Origin of the sequence: Caldimonas caldifontis (genome assembly GCF_002930615.1) — a bacterium.
Lineage (GTDB): Bacteria > Pseudomonadota > Gammaproteobacteria > Burkholderiales > Burkholderiaceae_C > Caldimonas > Caldimonas caldifontis.
The window spans coordinates 57,068-72,015 of the sequence record NZ_PSNX01000003.1; the positions used below are offsets into that span (position 1 = coordinate 57,068).

The 14,948-nt window shown below is 68.4% G+C and carries 14 protein-coding genes; 7 read left to right on the forward strand and 7 right to left on the reverse strand.

Features of this window, described 5'->3' with window-relative positions:
* Window positions 1-2: 2 nt before the first annotated feature.
* The 4 genes from C1704_RS03515 to C1704_RS03530 are packed head-to-tail and all read right to left on the reverse strand — an operon-like array spanning window position 3 to window position 3,629.
* A complete protein-coding gene (locus tag C1704_RS03515; protein ID WP_104301056.1) occupies window positions 3-854 on the reverse strand; it encodes an SDR family oxidoreductase in 852 nt (283 codons plus the stop codon).
* A complete protein-coding gene (locus C1704_RS03520) occupies window positions 851-1,540 on the reverse strand; it encodes an iron-containing redox enzyme family protein (protein WP_104301058.1) in 690 nt (229 codons plus the stop codon). Before C1704_RS03520 ends, C1704_RS03515 begins: the two co-directional genes overlap by 4 nt.
* Entirely contained in the window at window positions 1,537-2,982 is a 1,446-nt protein-coding gene (locus C1704_RS03525; protein WP_104301060.1) for an AMP-binding protein, read from the reverse strand. Before C1704_RS03525 ends, C1704_RS03520 begins: the two co-directional genes overlap by 4 nt.
* Window positions 2,979-3,629, reverse strand: a complete 651-nt coding sequence (locus tag C1704_RS03530) for a thermostable hemolysin (RefSeq protein WP_104301062.1) — start codon at window positions 3,627-3,629, stop codon at window positions 2,979-2,981. The genes C1704_RS03525 and C1704_RS03530 overlap by 4 nt, the downstream gene beginning before the upstream one ends.
* Window positions 3,630-3,815: 186 nt before the next feature.
* Between C1704_RS03530 and C1704_RS03535 the strand changes: the two genes are divergently transcribed.
* From C1704_RS03535 to C1704_RS03565, 7 genes are all read left to right on the forward strand, one after another.
* A complete protein-coding gene (locus C1704_RS03535; RefSeq protein ID WP_104301064.1) occupies window positions 3,816-4,415 on the forward strand; it encodes a GAF domain-containing protein in 600 nt (199 codons plus the stop codon).
* A gap of 288 nt (window positions 4,416-4,703) precedes the next feature.
* Window positions 4,704-5,729 (forward strand): amino acid ABC transporter substrate-binding protein, encoded by a 1,026-nt coding sequence (locus tag C1704_RS03540; RefSeq protein ID WP_104301066.1) that lies wholly within the window; start codon window positions 4,704-4,706, stop codon window positions 5,727-5,729.
* Between the two features lie 92 nt (window positions 5,730-5,821).
* Window positions 5,822-6,964 carry an amino acid ABC transporter permease gene (locus tag C1704_RS03545; protein ID WP_104301067.1) on the forward strand — a complete coding sequence of 381 codons (1,143 nt, stop codon included), beginning with the start codon at window positions 5,822-5,824 and terminating at the stop codon, window positions 6,962-6,964.
* Window positions 6,961-8,079 carry an amino acid ABC transporter permease gene (locus C1704_RS03550; protein WP_170064613.1) on the forward strand — a complete coding sequence of 373 codons (1,119 nt, stop codon included), beginning with the start codon at window positions 6,961-6,963 and terminating at the stop codon, window positions 8,077-8,079. Before C1704_RS03545 ends, C1704_RS03550 begins: the two co-directional genes overlap by 4 nt.
* A gap of 18 nt (window positions 8,080-8,097) precedes the next feature.
* Window positions 8,098-8,868, forward strand: coding sequence for an amino acid ABC transporter ATP-binding protein (locus tag C1704_RS03555; protein ID WP_104301069.1), 771 nt, complete (start codon window positions 8,098-8,100; stop codon window positions 8,866-8,868).
* 135 nt (window positions 8,869-9,003) lie between these two features.
* Complete coding sequence (locus C1704_RS03560; protein WP_104301668.1) at window positions 9,004-10,677, forward strand: long-chain-fatty-acid--CoA ligase; 1,674 nt, start codon at window positions 9,004-9,006, stop codon at window positions 10,675-10,677.
* 20 nt (window positions 10,678-10,697) lie between these two features.
* Window positions 10,698-11,450, forward strand: coding sequence for a 5'-methylthioadenosine/adenosylhomocysteine nucleosidase (locus C1704_RS03565; RefSeq protein WP_104301071.1), 753 nt, complete (start codon window positions 10,698-10,700; stop codon window positions 11,448-11,450).
* Here the strand turns inward: C1704_RS03565 and C1704_RS03570 are convergent.
* From C1704_RS03570 to lptB, 3 genes are read right to left on the reverse strand one after another with little or no spacing between them, the layout of a single operon-like run.
* On the reverse strand, window positions 11,429-12,664 hold the full coding sequence (locus tag C1704_RS03570; protein ID WP_104301073.1) for a THUMP domain-containing class I SAM-dependent RNA methyltransferase: 1,236 nt from the start codon (window positions 12,662-12,664) through the stop codon (window positions 11,429-11,431). The two genes, C1704_RS03565 and C1704_RS03570, sit on opposite strands and share 22 nt — an antisense overlap.
* A complete protein-coding gene (locus tag C1704_RS03575) occupies window positions 12,661-14,175 on the reverse strand; it encodes an RNA polymerase factor sigma-54 (RefSeq protein ID WP_104301075.1) in 1,515 nt (504 codons plus the stop codon). The genes C1704_RS03570 and C1704_RS03575 overlap by 4 nt, the downstream gene beginning before the upstream one ends.
* A 1-nt stretch (window position 14,176) precedes the next feature.
* Window positions 14,177-14,941 (reverse strand): LPS export ABC transporter ATP-binding protein, encoded by a 765-nt coding sequence (gene lptB, locus C1704_RS03580; RefSeq protein WP_104301669.1) that lies wholly within the window; start codon window positions 14,939-14,941, stop codon window positions 14,177-14,179.
* Window positions 14,942-14,948: the final 7 nt, after the last annotated feature.

A 14,948-nucleotide genomic window follows, 5' to 3' on the forward strand; every position in this document is an offset into this window, starting at 1 on the left:
GGTCATTCCTTGCACAGAGAAGGGTTCGGGGGGCTGACGGCCTCGCGGCCTGATGGGCTGGGCAGACTGCGGCGGTGGCGGTCGAACACGGGGTCGAGCCAGGTCGGCACCAGGCCATTGAGGCGGACCGCCAGCCGCTCGGGCCAGCCGATGTGGCGTTCGGCTGCTTCGTCCTGCAGCAGCGCCAGCAGGGCGTCGGCCACCCGCTGCGGCGGGTCCGACGCGGTGCCCGTGGCGGCGTTGTAGGCCGCCACGGCCGGGTCGTTGAAGGCCGTGCGGGTGCTGCGCGGCCCCAGGTACTGCACCTGCACCGGGCTGTCGCGCAACTCGCGCCGCAGCGCTTCGGCGGCACCCCGCAGGCCGAACTTGGCGGCGCTGTACACGCTGAAGCCGGGCAGCCCGATGCGGCCCAGCGCCGAGCCGACGAAGATCACCTGGGCCTGCGTGCGCGTGCGCAGATGCGGCAGCAAGGCCCGTGTGAGCAACAGCGGGGCCAGCAGGTTGGTCTGCAGGCTGGCTGCCACCTGCTCGGCCGACTGGTCTTCAAGCCGTCCGAAGGCCGGCACGCCGGCGGCATGCACCACGACGTTCACGCCCCAGTCCGCCGCCACCGGCACCAGGCCATGGGCCTGCGTCCAGGTGGGTGGCTGGGACAGGTCGGCCACGCACCATTCGACACGCGCACTGGACAGGCCCCGGCGACGGCGCAACTCGCGCGCCAGGGCCGACAGGCGCGCTGGAGAGCGGCCGGTGAGCAGGAGACTGGCGCCCGCGGCCAGCAGCCCGTCGGCCACGGCCTGCCCGATGCCGCCGGTGGCCCCGGTGAGCAGCACCCGGGCATTCGACGGCATCATGCAGCCACCTCCTGCGGGCGCGAAGGCGCAACCCTGCCAGGCAGGGGCAGGCCCCGGAACACATCGCCGTAGAGCCGATAGAACGCCTTGGCGGCATGCACGATGGCCGCCTGATCGGCGGCATCGTCGATGCGGTCCATCAGCAGGGCGAAGTGGGCGGTGTGTTCCTGGTCGAGCGTGCCGTGCGAGCGCAGGTAGCTGAAGGCGGCGTCGGGCAGCCCCAGATGCTGCTGGATGCGATCGGCCGCCGTCAGCGCCAGGGCGACGCTGGTGCCTTCGAGCACATGCACCATGCCGAAGAAGCCCAGCGGGTTGCCCCGCGCGATGGTGTCGTAGGCGTAGGCCACCATCACCTCGGTGGCGTGCGCGGGCCGCCCGCGCCGGACGGCCTCGGCGTCGGCACCGCAGGCGCGCAGATCGTCGAGGATCCATTCGTCGTGCCCCTGCTCCTCCTCGATGTACTCGTCCATCGCATCGTGCAGCCAGGCATGGCGCGGCGGCAGCGCCGCCTTGCAGGCCCGCAGCAGCGGCACGGTGTGGCGCACATGGTGATAGGCCTGCGTGAGGAAGGCCTGGTAGCTGGGCAGCGACACCTCGCCGCGCAGGCAGCCCTGGATGATGGGGACCTGGACCAGGTCGGCCCGCTCGCCAGCCGTCTCGGCCAGCAGACGTGCGTGAAAGCTCATGAAAGCAACTCCTCGGTGGGGAACAGATGGGGGTGCGCGGCCAGGATGGCGTCGCGTCGGGGGCGGCCGTTGGCAGTGGCCAGGCCGCTGGTGTCGTTCAGGGGCGCACAGGCCCGGGTCCAGTGCCGCAACTGGGCGTAGTCGGGCAGCGTCGCATTGACCGCCTCGACCGCACGGCGCAACAGGGCGTCGTCCAGGTCGGCCGCCATCGGCCACAGCACCGCGCCCAGGGCGGGTTGCCCGTCGCCAAAGACCACCGCCTGGGCGATGCCGGGCTGCACGCGCAAGCGGGTCTCGACCCATTCGGGCGAGACATTGCGCCCGTAGGCGGTGATGAGCACGTTCTTCTTGCGGCCTCGCACGTGGACGAAGCCCTCGTCGTCGATCTCGCCCAGATCGCCCGTGGGCCACCAGACGCCCGGCGGCGAGGCCGCCTCCGCCCCGCCCAGGTACCCGAGCATCAAGGCACCGGACACTTCCAGTTCGCCGTCGGCAGCCACCCGCACGCGGGCATGTGGCAGCGGACGACCGACCGAGCCGGGCCGGTCGGCACCGGGATGGTTGAGCGTCTGGACCGACCCGCCCTCGGACAGGCCGTAGCCCTCGTACACCGGCAGGCCCAGGAGGCGTGCACGCGCAATGAGTTCGGCCCCCACCGGGGCACCTCCCACCGCCACGAAGCGCAGGCTGGCGGGAGCCCGCTGCTGACGCGACGCCAGGTAGGCCACCCAGGCGGCCAGCATCTGCGGCAGCAGGATGAGGCTGTCAGGTGCGTGCGCCGTCACGGTGGCGTGGAAACGCGCCATGTCGAAGGAGGACGAGCCCTGCCAGCCGAGCGTGGCCAGGGGCAGCACGATCGCCGTCGCCCCGGCCGCCCAGGCGGCCTGCAGGCCTGCCACGTCTTCCAGCAGCACCGCCAGCGGCAGTGCGCACAGATGGCGCCGCACCCCCAGCGGGCCCAGGGTCTGTGCCACCGACTGCGCCACCGCCTGCAGGCCGGCCTCGCTCAGGCAGACCCCTTTGGGTGTGCCCGTGGTGCCGGAGGTGAACGTCACCTTGGCGGTGCCCGGCGGCAGCACCGGCGGCGCAGCGGGACGCGGCAGCCACACGCATGCCAGAGGTTCTTGCGCCACCACCACAGCGTCGATCGGTGCCTCGGGCCAGCGCCGCGCCATCGACGCCGGGCAGACCAGGGCGTCCGCGCCGCTGAGCCCCAGCGCGTGGTCGATCTGCTCCGACGTGAAGAACAGGGGCAGGGGCACATGCACCACGCCCGCGTTGCGGCAGGCCCGGTCGAGCACGGCCCAGGCCACGCCGTTGTCCATCAAGGAAGCCACCACACGCATACCGGCATGCTGCAGACGATCTGCCAGGGCCAGGGTGGCGTCCATCGCGTCCTGCCGAGACCAGGCGCGCCGGGCATCGATCCAGGCCGGGTTCATGACAGGCTCTCCGCCACAGGACGCGTGTGCATACGGCCCAGCGCCGTGGGCAGGTGGCCGGCCAGCACCATCGGCCGATGCTCGTAGTAGCGACCCCAGTCCTGGGCATCCGGACCGAGCCGCTGCGGATCGGCCGGGGCCAGCTCCAGCGGGGTCACGCCCATGCGCAGGAACAGGTGCCGCAACTCCTCGGTGAGCGTGCTCACCACCCACTCGACCCCCCGCTGTGCCAGGTGCGCCCCCAGCACGTGGATCAGCCGACGGCCCGCGCCCACCTGACTGGCCGCCAGATGACCCACTTCGACCAGTTGGCACCGCTCGAGCGCACACCCGGTCTGCCGGGAGAGCACCTCGTGCACCGGGCCGTCCAGGTAGCGCTCCAGGAACAGCGGCTCGGTGGCCTGACGGTAGCCGGCCGCGGCCACCAGCGCAGGCCCCTGCCGCAGGCTGACCAGCTCCGGCATGAAGTGGCGCACACGGGCTGCATGCCGGCGGGCATAGACCGCACGGATGAAGTCCTCGACCGGCTCGCGGTCCGGATCCCCGGGGGAATGGACCTGCCAGGTCCATGCCGGGATCCCACCCACAGGTCCGTGTCCGGACCGCTGTGCACCGCTCCCGGCGGCCAGCTCGCATCCCAGTGGCATGAAGCAACTCCTGTGGCACCGATGGGTGCCTTCGAGCGCATGGTCCAAGGGCTGGATGAAGCCTCCCTTAAGCGCGGTGGGTGTGCGCCTGTTGCATCTGTTAGCGAACGCAAGCCCGCCAAATGCATCACAGCAGGCCTGGGGATGTCATCATTTCGGCTCCCCGTGTTCATGCCTTGACTGACGATGAGCCTGTTCCAGCTGTACAAGAACGAAGACCTGAGTGTGGTGGTGTCCGAGCTGCTGATCGCCACCGCCGACAGCACCGACCCCCTGGTGGACGGATCGGTCAACGAAGTCCTGGCTGCGCTGCGCGAGCGCCTGGGCATGGATGTGGTCTTCGTGGGCGAGATGGTCAACGGACAGCGGGTGTTCCGCTTCGTGGACAGAACACCCGACGCACCCGCGCTGCAGGCCGGCAGTGCCAACCCGGTGGAGGAAACCTTCTGTCAGCGCATCGTGGACGGCCGCCTGCCCCAGTTGATCCAGGACGTGGCGGCGCTGCCTGCCGGGACCGATCTGCCGAGCAGCCCCATCCGTGTGGGAGCCCATCTGAGCACCCCCATCGTGCTCAAGGACGGCCGCACCTTCGGGACCCTGTGCTGCTTCAGCCAGGCGCCCAGCCCACGGCTGCAGCAGAAGGATCTGCAGCTGCTCCAGCAATGCGCCCAGCTCGTGGCCCGCAAGCTCGAGCTGGCCGAATCCAAAGGGGTGCGCGACCCGGTACCCAACTGGTCGCTGGAGCCCATGGAACCCTACGAGTCCAAGGTCTGGCGCCTGCCCTGACCGAGCAGGCCATCTCCCAAACGCCGCCAGCAGGCCCCGTTCTTGCTTCCTTGTGTCTGGCGTCACGCCGGGGGAGGGGTTGACTAGGTTCAACCCTGAGAGCAAACCATGCGGAATGCGCATAACCCGGGAAATATTCGCGTTTCCCATGAAGCCTTCCGCACCAAATGTTTGCATGCTTCGGGCCTGGGCGTGCCACAAGCCGCGCCCTGCCGTTGTGACCCACTCGCTGCACCGCCCCACCAGGGGTGCAGTGCCATCTGACAGACGAAGGAAAGGGACCTCAAGATGAAGACACGTTGGATCAAGGGCCTGGCCGCTGCCGCAGCCGTTGCGATCCCCGCGATGCTGCCGCTGTCCGCCACGGCCGGGCCGACGCTGGATGCGATCAAGTCCAAGGGCACGCTGCGCTGCGCCGTCAACAGCGGCCTGCAGGGCTTCTCGGCGCCGGACGCCCAGGGGCGCTGGACGGGGCTCGATGTGGACTACTGCCGCGCCGTGGCCGCGGCCATCCTGAACGACCCCAACAAGGTGCAGTTCGTCCCCACCACCACGCAGAACCGCTTCACGGTGCTGCAGTCGGGCGAGGTGGACATCCTCTCGCGCAACACCACCTGGACCTCCTCGCGCGACTCCACGCTGGGCTCCGTCTTCGCAGGCACCTGGTTCTATGACGGCCAGGGCTTCATGGTGAAGAAGGCGGCCAACATCAAGAACGCCTCCCAGCTCAACGGCGCCACCATCTGCGTGCAGCCCGGCACCACCACCGAGCTGAACCTGAGCGATTACTTCCGCAGCAAGCGCATGACGTTCAAGCCGGTGGTGATCAGCGACCTGGCCCAGATCCAGCAGGCCTTCTTCGCGGGGCGCTGCGACGTCTTCACCACCGACATCTCGGGCCTGGCCGCCACCCGCCTGGCAGCGCCCAACAAGGACGACCTGGTGATCCTGCCCGACGCCATCTCCAAGGAGCCCCTGGGCCCCATGGTACGCCGCGGTGACTGGGAGTTCTACACCATCGCCAAGTGGGTGCTCTACGGTCTGATCGAGGCTGAGGAGTACGGCGTGACCTCGGCCAACGTGGACAAGCTGAAGGCCGAATCCAAGGACCCGCAGATCCAGCGCATCGTCGGCAACACCGGTGACGTGGGCAAGGGCCTGGGCCTGGACAACGACTGGCTGGTGCGTGCCATCAAGGCGGTGGGCAACTATGGCGAGATCTACCAGCGCAACATTGGCCCGCTCGGCCTGGAGCGCGGCCAGAACGCGCTGTGGAAGGACGGCGGTCTGATGTACGCCCCGCCGCTGCGCTGATCCTGCGCACCCTGCGTGTCTGAGGACGGCGGCCCGCGCGAGCGGGCCGCCCCGTATCTGCCACTCATCCTTCCTTCGAGGTCGAAGCACCGATGTTCAGCAACGAACGTGTCCGTGGCATCGCCTACCAGGTCCTGCTGCTCGCCGCCGTGGTCGGCGTGGGCTGGTACCTGGTCTCCAACACCCTGCACAACCTCTCCACGCGCCAGATCCAGGTGGGCTTCGGCTTTCTGGGTCGTGAGGCGGGGTTCGAGATCGCCGAGAAGCTGATCGAGTACGACGCCACCCACACCTATGCGCGCGCTTTCGGCGTGGGCCTGCTCAACACGCTGAAGGTGGCCGTGCTGGGGGTGGTGCTGGCCACGGTGCTGGGCACCCTGATCGGCATTGCCAGGCTGTCCAGCAACTGGCTGCTGGCCAAGCTGGCCTCGGGCTATGTCGAGGTGATGCGCAATGTGCCGCTGCTGCTGCAGCTCTTCGTCTGGTATGGCCTCTTCACCGAGCTGCTGCCGCCCGTGCGCGAAGCCATCACCCTGGGCGACTGGCTGTTTGCGACACAGCGGGGCTTCTGGTTCGCCTGGCCCGCCGCCCACCCCGCCTGGACAGCGGCCGCCTGGGCCTTGCTGGCCGGCATCGTCCTGGCCTGGGTGTGGCGCATGGCCGCGGCACGCCATCAGCAGGCCACGGGCCAGCGCTGGCCTGTGGGCTGGGTGAGCGCTGCCCTGATCCTGGGTCTGCCGCTGCTGGCCTGGGCCGTCATGGGCGCCCCCACCGAGATGGATGTGCCCCAGGTGGGCGGCTTCAGCCTGCAAGGTGGCCGTTCGATCTCGCCCGAGTTCACGGCGCTGCTGCTGGGCCTGTCCACCTACACCGCGGCCTTCGTGGCCGAGGTGGTGCGCGCGGGCATCCTGGCCGTCGATCGCGGCCAGACCGAGGCTGCTCAGGCCCTGGGCCTGAACGCCGGCCAGCGGCTGCGCCTGGTGACCCTGCCCCAGGCCCTGCGCGTGATCATCCCGCCGATGACCAGCCAGTACCTGAACCTGACCAAGAACTCCTCGCTGGCGGTGGCCATCGGCTACCCCGACCTGGTGGCCGTGGCCAACACGACGATGAACCAGACCGGCCAGGCCATCGAGGCCATCGCCATCCTGATGGCCGTGTACCTCACGATCAGCCTGGCGATCTCGCTGTTCATGAACTGGTACAACGACCGCGTCAAGCTGGTGGAACGATGAGCACGACCATGGATAAGCCCCTCGCGCCCGCCAGCGCCTCGCTGCCCCCGCCCCGCCGCCAGACCGGGGCCTGGGCCTGGGCGCGCGAGAACCTCTTCTCCACCCCGCTCAACAGCGCCATCACCCTGGTGACCCTGGCCCTGCTCGCCTGGGCGCTGCCCAAGGTCCTGGGCTGGTCGGTCTTCAACGCCGTGTGGGGACACGCCACGCTCGAGCAGTGCCAGGCCGCCCGCGGTCAGGGCGCCTGCTGGGCCGTGGTGTGGGAGAAGTTCCATTTCATGATGTTCGGTGTCTACCCGTTCGAGGAAAGCTGGCGCCCGGCGCTGGCCATCGGGGTGATGTGCGGCCTGCTCGTCGTCTCGGCCCTCAAGCGCTTCTGGAACGCATGGCTCATCCTCATCTGGATCGTCGGCCTGTCCGTCACCTTCTGGCTGATGGGCGGCGGGCTGGGCCTCGCACCGGTGCGCTCGGAACAGTGGGGCGGCCTGCCGGTCACGCTGATCCTGTCGATCTTCGGCATCGGTTTCGCGTTTCCGCTGGGCGTGCTGCTGGCCCTGGGCCGGCGCTCGAAGCTGCCGCTGATCCGTGCCTTCTCCATCATCTACATCGAGGTGGTGCGCGGGGTACCCCTCATCACGGTGCTCTTCATGGCCTCGGTGATGTTCGCCCTCTTCCTGCCCGAAGGCCTGCGCATCGACCAGCTCATCCGCGCCCAGGTGGCCATCATCCTGTTCGTCGCGGCCTACCTGGCCGAAGCGGTGCGCGGCGGCCTGCAGGCCGTGCCCAAGGGACAGTACGAAGCCGCCGAAGCCCTGGGCCTGCCCTACTGGAAGATGATGGGGCTGATCATCCTGCCGCAAGCCTTGCGCCTGTCCATCCCGCCCATCGTCAACAGCTTCATCTCGTTGTTCAAGGACACCTCGCTGGTGGTGATCATCGCCATCTACGACTTCGCCTATGCGGTGAAGAAGTCCGTCGAGACCGACTTCAGCTGGAAGCCCTACTTCATCGAGGCCTTCCTCTTTTCCATCATCGTGTACTGGGTGTTCTGCTACGCGATGTCGAAGTACAGCCAGTGGCTCGAGCGCGATCTGGCGCGTGGCCACCAGCGTTGAACCTCACCGGAGACCCCCATGGCAGATGCTGCCCTCAAGACCTCGGCCGCCGGCGACGTAGCCATCCGTATCGAAGGCCTGAACAAGTGGTATGGCGAGTTCCACGTCCTGAAGAACATCGACCTGCAGGTGGCCAAGGGCGAGCGCATCGTGATCTGCGGCCCCTCGGGCTCGGGCAAGTCCACGCTGATCCGCTGCATCAACCGGCTCGAGCAGCACCAGCAGGGCCGCATCGTGGTCAATGGCGTGGAGCTCACCGACAACCTCAAGAACATCGACACCATTCGCAGCGACGTGGGCATGGTGTTCCAGCACTTCAACCTCTTCCCGCACCTGTCGGTGCTGGACAACTGCACGCTTGCGCCCATCTGGGTGAAGAAGCAGCCGCGTGCCCAGGCCGAGGCCACCGCCCGTCGCTTTCTCGAGCGCGTGCGCATCGGCGAGCAGGCCCACAAGTATCCCGGGCAGCTGTCGGGTGGCCAGCAGCAGCGCGTGGCCATCGCGCGCGCGCTGTGCATGAATCCGTCCATCATGCTCTTCGACGAGCCCACCTCGGCCCTCGACCCGGAGATGGTGAAGGAGGTGCTCGACACCATGATCGACCTCGCGCGCGAAGGCATGACCATGCTGTGCGTGACCCACGAAATGGGATTTGCGCGCGCCGTGGCCGACCGGGTCATCTTCATGGACGCCGGCGAGATCGTCGAGCAGAACACGCCCGAGGCCTTCTTCGGCAACCCGCAAAGCGAACGCGGACGCCAGTTCCTCAGCCAGATCCTGGACCGGTGAGCGGCACCTCGAACCGGGGCGCAATCTCCTGGGGGACATCCCACTAGAGGCGCCACTCCAAATCCGTCTAGAGAAACACCTGATGGGCGCGGCGTCAGCCTTCCGTCAGAATGATGGGTTGATTTGGAGGAATCCATGGAAAAAACCTGGCTGAAGCACTACCCCGCGGGTGTCCCGCACGAGATCAACCCCGACCAGTACACCTCGCTGGTGGCGCTGCTCGAGGAGAGCTTCACCAAGTATGCCGAGCGGCCGGCCTTCAAGTTCATGGGCAAGACGCTCACCTTCGGCCAGCTCGACGAGTACTCGCGCGTCTTTGCCGCCTACCTGCAGTCACTGGGCCTGAGCCAGGGCGATCGGGTGGCCATCATGATGCCCAACGTGCCGCAGTACCCCATCGTGGTGGCAGCCATCCTGCGCGCCGGCTACGTCGTCGTCAACGTCAACCCGCTCTACACCGCACGCGAACTCGAGCACCAGCTCAAGGACTCCGGGGCCAAGGCCATCGTCATCATCGAGAACTTCGCGCGCACCCTGCAGGAGTGCATCGCCAGGACGCCTACCCAGCACGTGGTGCTGGCTGCGATGGGCGACCTGCTCGGCTTCCCCAAGGGCGCCATCGTCAACTACGTGGTGCGCAAGGTGAAGAAGATGGTGCCGGCCTTCGAGCTGCCGGGTGCCGTGCGTTTCAACGACGCCATGGCCAAGGGCCGTGGTCTCACGTTGCGCCAGCCCGATCTCAAGAGCACCGACATTGCCGTGCTGCAATACACCGGCGGCACCACCGGCGTGAGCAAGGGCGCCGTGCTGCTGCACCGGAACATCATCGCCAACGTGCTGCAGTCCGAAGCCTGGAACGGCCCGGCGCTCAAGAAGATCCCCGCCGGTGAACAGACGGTCACCGTCTGCGCGCTGCCGCTCTATCACATCTTCGCCTTCACGGTGAACATGATGCTGTCCATGCGCATGGGCGGCTGCAACATCCTCATCCCCAACCCGCGTGACATTCCCGCCGTGCTGAAGGAACTGTCCAAGCACAAGTTCCACAGCTTCCCGGCCGTCAACACCCTCTTTGGTGCCCTGGCCAACCACCCCGACTTCAACAAGGTGGACTGGAGCCACCTCAAGATCAGCGTGGGCGGCGGCATGGCCGTGCAGTCGGCCACCGCCAAGCTGTGGCTGCAGAAATCGGGTTGCCCCATCTGCGAAGGCTACGGCCTGTCGGAAACCTCGCCCTCGGCGAGCTGCAACCCCACTGACAGCACCGAATTCACCGGCACCATCGGCCTGCCCTTGCCCTCCACCGAGTTCAAGCTGCTCGACGACGAAGGCAACGAAGTCCCGATGGGCACCCCGGGCGAGATTGCCATCAAGGGTCCGCAGGTCATGGCCGGCTACTGGCAGCGCCCCGACGAAACCGCCAAGGTGATGACGCCCGACGGCTTCTTCCGCACCGGCGACATCGGCACCGTGGATGAGCGCGGCTTCTTCAAGATCGTCGATCGCAAGAAGGACATGATCCTGGTGAGCGGCTTCAACGTCTATCCGAACGAGGTGGAAGACGTGGTGGCCCAGCTCGACGGCGTGCTGGAGGTGGCGGCCGTGGGCGTGCCCGACGAAAAGTCGGGCGAGGCCGTCAAGCTCGTGATCGTCAAGAAGAACCCGGCCCTGAGCGAAGCCGACGTGCGCGCCTACTGCGAGCAGAACCTCACCGGCTACAAGCGCCCGAAGATCATCGAGTTCCGCACCGAGCTGCCCAAGACCCCGGTGGGCAAGATCCTGCGGCGCGAGCTGCGCGACAAGAAGTAAGGCCAGCGGGCCTCGCGGTCATGACGCTTGCGATCATTGCCGCGATGCACGAGGAGCTGTCGGCCGTCCTCGACCTCATGCCCGATGAGCGGCGCGAGCGTGTGGCCGGCCGCGAGTTCTGGGTGGGGCACCTGGGCGGGCAGGCGGTGGTGGCGGTGCTCTCGGGCATCGGCAAGGTGGCCGCGGCCACCACGGCCACGCTGGCCATCCAGCGCTTCGGCGCGCAGGCCCTGCTCTTCACCGGCGTGGCCGGCGGGCTGGGCAAGGGAGTGCGCGTGGGCGACCTGGTGGTCGCCACCGAACTGCTGCAGCACGACATGGATGCCTCGCCGATCTTTCCTCGGCATGAACTGCCGCTTTATGGCCTGTCGCGCCTGCGCACCGATGCGGCGATGAGCCGGCGCCTGCTCCAGGCGGCGCGCTCAGTGGCCGCCGACGCCGCACGCGTGCTCGGCTCCGACGCCCGGGCCGCCTTCGGCATCGCCACCCCGGCAGTGCACGACGGGCTGATCATCAGCGGCGACCGTTTCGTGTCCACCAGCGCCGAAAGCGCGGCCTTGCGCCGAGAGCTGCCCGACGCCCTGGCCGTGGAAATGGAAGGTGCGGCGGTCGCCCAGGTCTGCCATGACCACGGCCTGCCCTTGGCCGTGCTGCGCACCATCTCCGACCGGGCCGATGACCAGGCCCATGTCGATTTCAGTGCCTTCGTCCAGCACGTGGCGCGCAGCTACACGGTCGCGCTGGTCGAACGCTATCTGGCCATCTCGGCCTGAGTGCGCTCGCGCATCGACCCGCTCACCAGGTCGAAGCGGAACAGGCGGCACTCGATGGGGCCGTTCCACATGGGGATGCGCCGCGCCTCCTTCAGGCGCATGCGCGTGGGCAGCTTCATCTCGGGGCTGAGCACCCAGGCCGTCCAGCCGCCGAAGTGGCGCTTCCAATGCGCGGCCAGGCGCGGATAGAAATCATCGGCCATGCCGGTCTGCTCGGTGCTGCGCGCCACGCTGCCCCGCGCCTCGATGCGCTCGCCGTAGGGCGGGTTGAGCATGAGCGTGCGGGCCAGGCCGTCGGGCAGGCGCGGGGCCGGGCGCTCGAGCACGTCGCCGCCGTGGAACTCGATCGCGTGCGCCACGCCCGCACGCTCGGCGTTGCGGCGTGCGAAATCGACCATGCGGAAGGCCACGTCGCTGGCGAACACCGGCACCGCGGGGGCGTGGATGCGCGCCTGTGCGGCCTGCTTCAGGGCCTGCCACTGCGCACGGGCCTGGGGCCCGGCAAAAGGCGCCAGACGCTCGAAGGCGAAGCGGCGCTTCAGGCCCGGCGCGATGCCGCATGCGATCTGCGCAGCCTCGATGGCAATGGTGCCGGAGCCGCAGCAGGGATCGAGCAGCGCGCCACCGGCCTCGGGTGTGCCGCGCCAGCCGGCCGCCGCCAGCATCGCCGCCGCCAGGGTTTCCTTCAGCGGGGCATCGCCCTTGTCTTCGCGCCAGCCGCGCTTGAAGAGAGGCTCGCCCGAGGTGTCGATGTACACCGTGGCCTGGTCTTCCGTGAGGTGCAGCATCACGCGCACGTCCGGGTGGCGGATCTCGACGTTGGGCCGTTCGCCCACCTCCTCGCGCAAGACGTCGCACAGCGCGTCCTTGATGCGCAGGCCGGCGAAATTGAGGCTGCGCAGCGGCGAGCGCTGCGCCGTCACGTCCACCTTGAAGGTCTGTCTCGGGCTCATCCAGGCCGGCCAGGGCACCTGGCGGGCCAGGGTGTAGAGGTCGTCCTCCTGGCGATAGGGGCCACGTGCCACCTGCACCAGCACGCGCTGGGCGAGGCGGCTTTCCAGGTTGAGCGCCATCACCGCGCGTGCATCGCCGCTCAGGGCGATGCCACCGCGCTCGATCGTGCCGTGGGTGTCGGGTCCGAGGATGTCCATGGCCTCTTCGGCCAGCCATTCTTCGACGCCACCGGCGCAGGGGAGGAACAGCGAGAAGCTCACAGCGATTTGCGCAGGTTGGCGGGCGCGATCTTCAGCGCCTCGCGGTACTTGGCGACGGTGCGGCGCGCCACCTGGATGCCCTGTTCCTCCAGCATCTGGCTGAGCTGGCTGTCCGACAGCGGCTTGGCCGGGTCTTCGGACGACACCAGCTGCTTGATGAGCGCACGCACCGCCGTGCTGGAGGCATTGCCCCCTGCTTCGGTGTTCAGCGAGGAGCCGAAGAAGTACTTCAGCTCGAAGGTGCCGAAGGGCGTGGCCATGTACTTGGCCGTCGTCACACGCGAGATGGTGGATTCATGCAGGCCCAGCTCGTCGGCGATCTCGCGCAGCACCAGCGGCTTCATCGCGATCTCGCCGTGGGTGAAGAAATTCTTCTGCCGCTCGACGATGGCCTGCGAGACCCGCTGGATGGTGTCGAAGCGCTGCTGGATGTTCTTCATGAACCAGCGTGCCTCCTGCAAGCGTGCGCCCAGGGCCTGCCCGGAATCGCTGCCGCGGTGCTGGCGCAACGCCTGGGCGTAGAGGTCGTTGATGCGTAGCCGGGGCATCACGTCGGGGTTGAGCACCACCTTCCAGCCCCGGCCCGCCTTCTGCACGATCACGTCGGGCACGATGATGTTGGCCTCAGCGCGCGTGAAAGGCCGCCCCGGCTTGGGCTCGCAGGCCACGATGAGCGCCTGGGCCTGCTTGATCAGCTCCTCATCGGCGCCGGTGGCGGCCATCAGCTTCTTGATGTCTCGCCGGGCCAAGGCCTCGAGGAGGCCTTTGCAGATGAGCAAGGCCACCACCTGGGCTTCGCTGCGCGGCAGCGCACGCAACTGCAGGCACAGGCATTCGGAGAGGTCCCGCGCGCCCACACCGGTGGGTTGCAGGTTGTGCAGCCACTTCAGGGCGCAGCGCAGTCGGTCGAGCAAGTCCTCCCGCGCCTCGTCGTCATCACCGGCCAGGTGAGCCGCGATCTCTTCGAGCGGGTCGGCCAGGTAGCCGTCCTCGTCGAGCGACTCGATCAGCACCATCACCGCCGCCGCGTCCTCGGGCGCCAGGCGCATGCCCAGCAGCTGCTGGCGCAGGTGGTCCTGCAGGCTGATGCCAGGGCTGGCCCGGTCGATGGGGTCGAGCTCGTCGTCATCGCTGCCGCTGCGACTGCCCGGGGTCTCGCGGATGCCGTCGAAGTCGTCGCGCTCGGTGCCGTTCTCCCAATCGTCGCGTTCGGTGGCGCCGGCCTCCAGCGTGTCGACCCCGCCGGCATCGGCCGCCTCGAAGCCGTCGCCGGTCTCGGCGTCGGCCTGGGCTTCGCGCTCGCGGGTGACCGGTGCCTCGGGCAGCGAGGACAGGCCCGGCATCGGATCGCCGCCGTCGTCCTCGGGCTCCAGGAAGGGGTTCTGCTCCAGCATCTGCTCCACCTCCTGGTGGAGTTCGAGCGTGGACAGTTGCAGCAGGCGGATGGACTGCTGCAGCTGCGGCGTGAGCGCCAGGTGCTGGGACAGGCGGACCTGCAGCGAGGGTTTCATGTCACATGCGGAAATGCTCGCCGAGATAGACCTTTCGCACGTCGGCGTTCTCGACGATCTCGGCAGGGGTGCCCTGGGCCAGGACCCGGCCCTCGCTGATGATGTAGGCGTGGTCGCAGATGCCCAGGGTCTCGCGCACGTTGTGGTCGGTGATGAGCACCCCGATGCCGCGCGACTTGAGGAAGCTGATGATGCGCTGGATCTCGATCACGGCGATCGGATCGACGCCGGCGAAGGGCTCGTCCAGCAGAATGAAACGCGGCTGCGTGGCCAGGGCGCGCGCGATCTCCACGCGACGCCGCTCGCCGCCAGACAAGGCCGGGGCCGGCGAGTGGCGCAGCTTTTCGATCGACAGGTCGCCCAGCAGCTGGTCGAGCTGGCGCGTGAGGCTGGCTTCGTCCAGCGGACGGCCCTGGGCGTCGCGCTGCAGTTCGAGCACGGCGCGGATGTTGTCCTCCACCGTGAGCTTGCGGAAGATCGAGGCCTCCTGCGGCAGGTAGCTCAGGCCCAGGCGCGAGCGTTCGTGGATGGGCCGGCGCTCGACGCGCTGGCCATCGATGCGGATCTCGCCAGCATCCACGGGCACCAGGCCCACGATCATGTAGAAGCTCGTGGTCTTGCCGGCGCCGTTGGGGCCCAGCAGGCCCACCACCTCACCGCTTTTCACCGACAGGCGCACGTCCTTGACCACCTGACGCGCCCCGTAGCGCTTCTGCAGGCCCGACACCTCCAGGCGGCTGCCGGCACTGTCCGGCCTGTCCTTCACCCCAGGC

What these genes read in the sequence shown, in the direction of transcription:
- C1704_RS03535 (WP_104301064.1), top strand. Translation starts at nt 3,816, where the DNA reads ATGAGCCTGTTCCAGCTGTACAAGAACGAAGACCTGAGTGTGGTGGTG.
- C1704_RS03555 (WP_104301069.1), top strand. Translation starts at nt 8,098, where the DNA reads ATGGCAGATGCTGCCCTCAAGACCTCGGCCGCCGGCGACGTAGCCATC.
- C1704_RS03560 (WP_104301668.1), top strand. Translation starts at nt 9,004, where the DNA reads ATGGAAAAAACCTGGCTGAAGCACTACCCCGCGGGTGTCCCGCACGAG.
- C1704_RS03530 (WP_104301062.1), bottom strand. Translation starts at nt 3,629, where the DNA reads ATGCCACTGGGATGCGAGCTGGCCGCCGGGAGCGGTGCACAGCGGTCC.
- C1704_RS03525 (WP_104301060.1), bottom strand. Translation starts at nt 2,982, where the DNA reads ATGAACCCGGCCTGGATCGATGCCCGGCGCGCCTGGTCTCGGCAGGAC.
- C1704_RS03520 (WP_104301058.1), bottom strand. Translation starts at nt 1,540, where the DNA reads ATGAGCTTTCACGCACGTCTGCTGGCCGAGACGGCTGGCGAGCGGGCC.
- C1704_RS03565 (WP_104301071.1), top strand. Translation starts at nt 10,698, where the DNA reads ATGACGCTTGCGATCATTGCCGCGATGCACGAGGAGCTGTCGGCCGTC.
- C1704_RS03515 (WP_104301056.1), bottom strand. Translation starts at nt 854, where the DNA reads ATGATGCCGTCGAATGCCCGGGTGCTGCTCACCGGGGCCACCGGCGGC.
- C1704_RS03575 (WP_104301075.1), bottom strand. Translation starts at nt 14,175, where the DNA reads ATGAAACCCTCGCTGCAGGTCCGCCTGTCCCAGCACCTGGCGCTCACG.
- C1704_RS03540 (WP_104301066.1), top strand. Translation starts at nt 4,704, where the DNA reads ATGAAGACACGTTGGATCAAGGGCCTGGCCGCTGCCGCAGCCGTTGCG.
- C1704_RS03550 (WP_170064613.1), top strand. Translation starts at nt 6,961, where the DNA reads ATGAGCACGACCATGGATAAGCCCCTCGCGCCCGCCAGCGCCTCGCTG.
- C1704_RS03545 (WP_104301067.1), top strand. Translation starts at nt 5,822, where the DNA reads ATGTTCAGCAACGAACGTGTCCGTGGCATCGCCTACCAGGTCCTGCTG.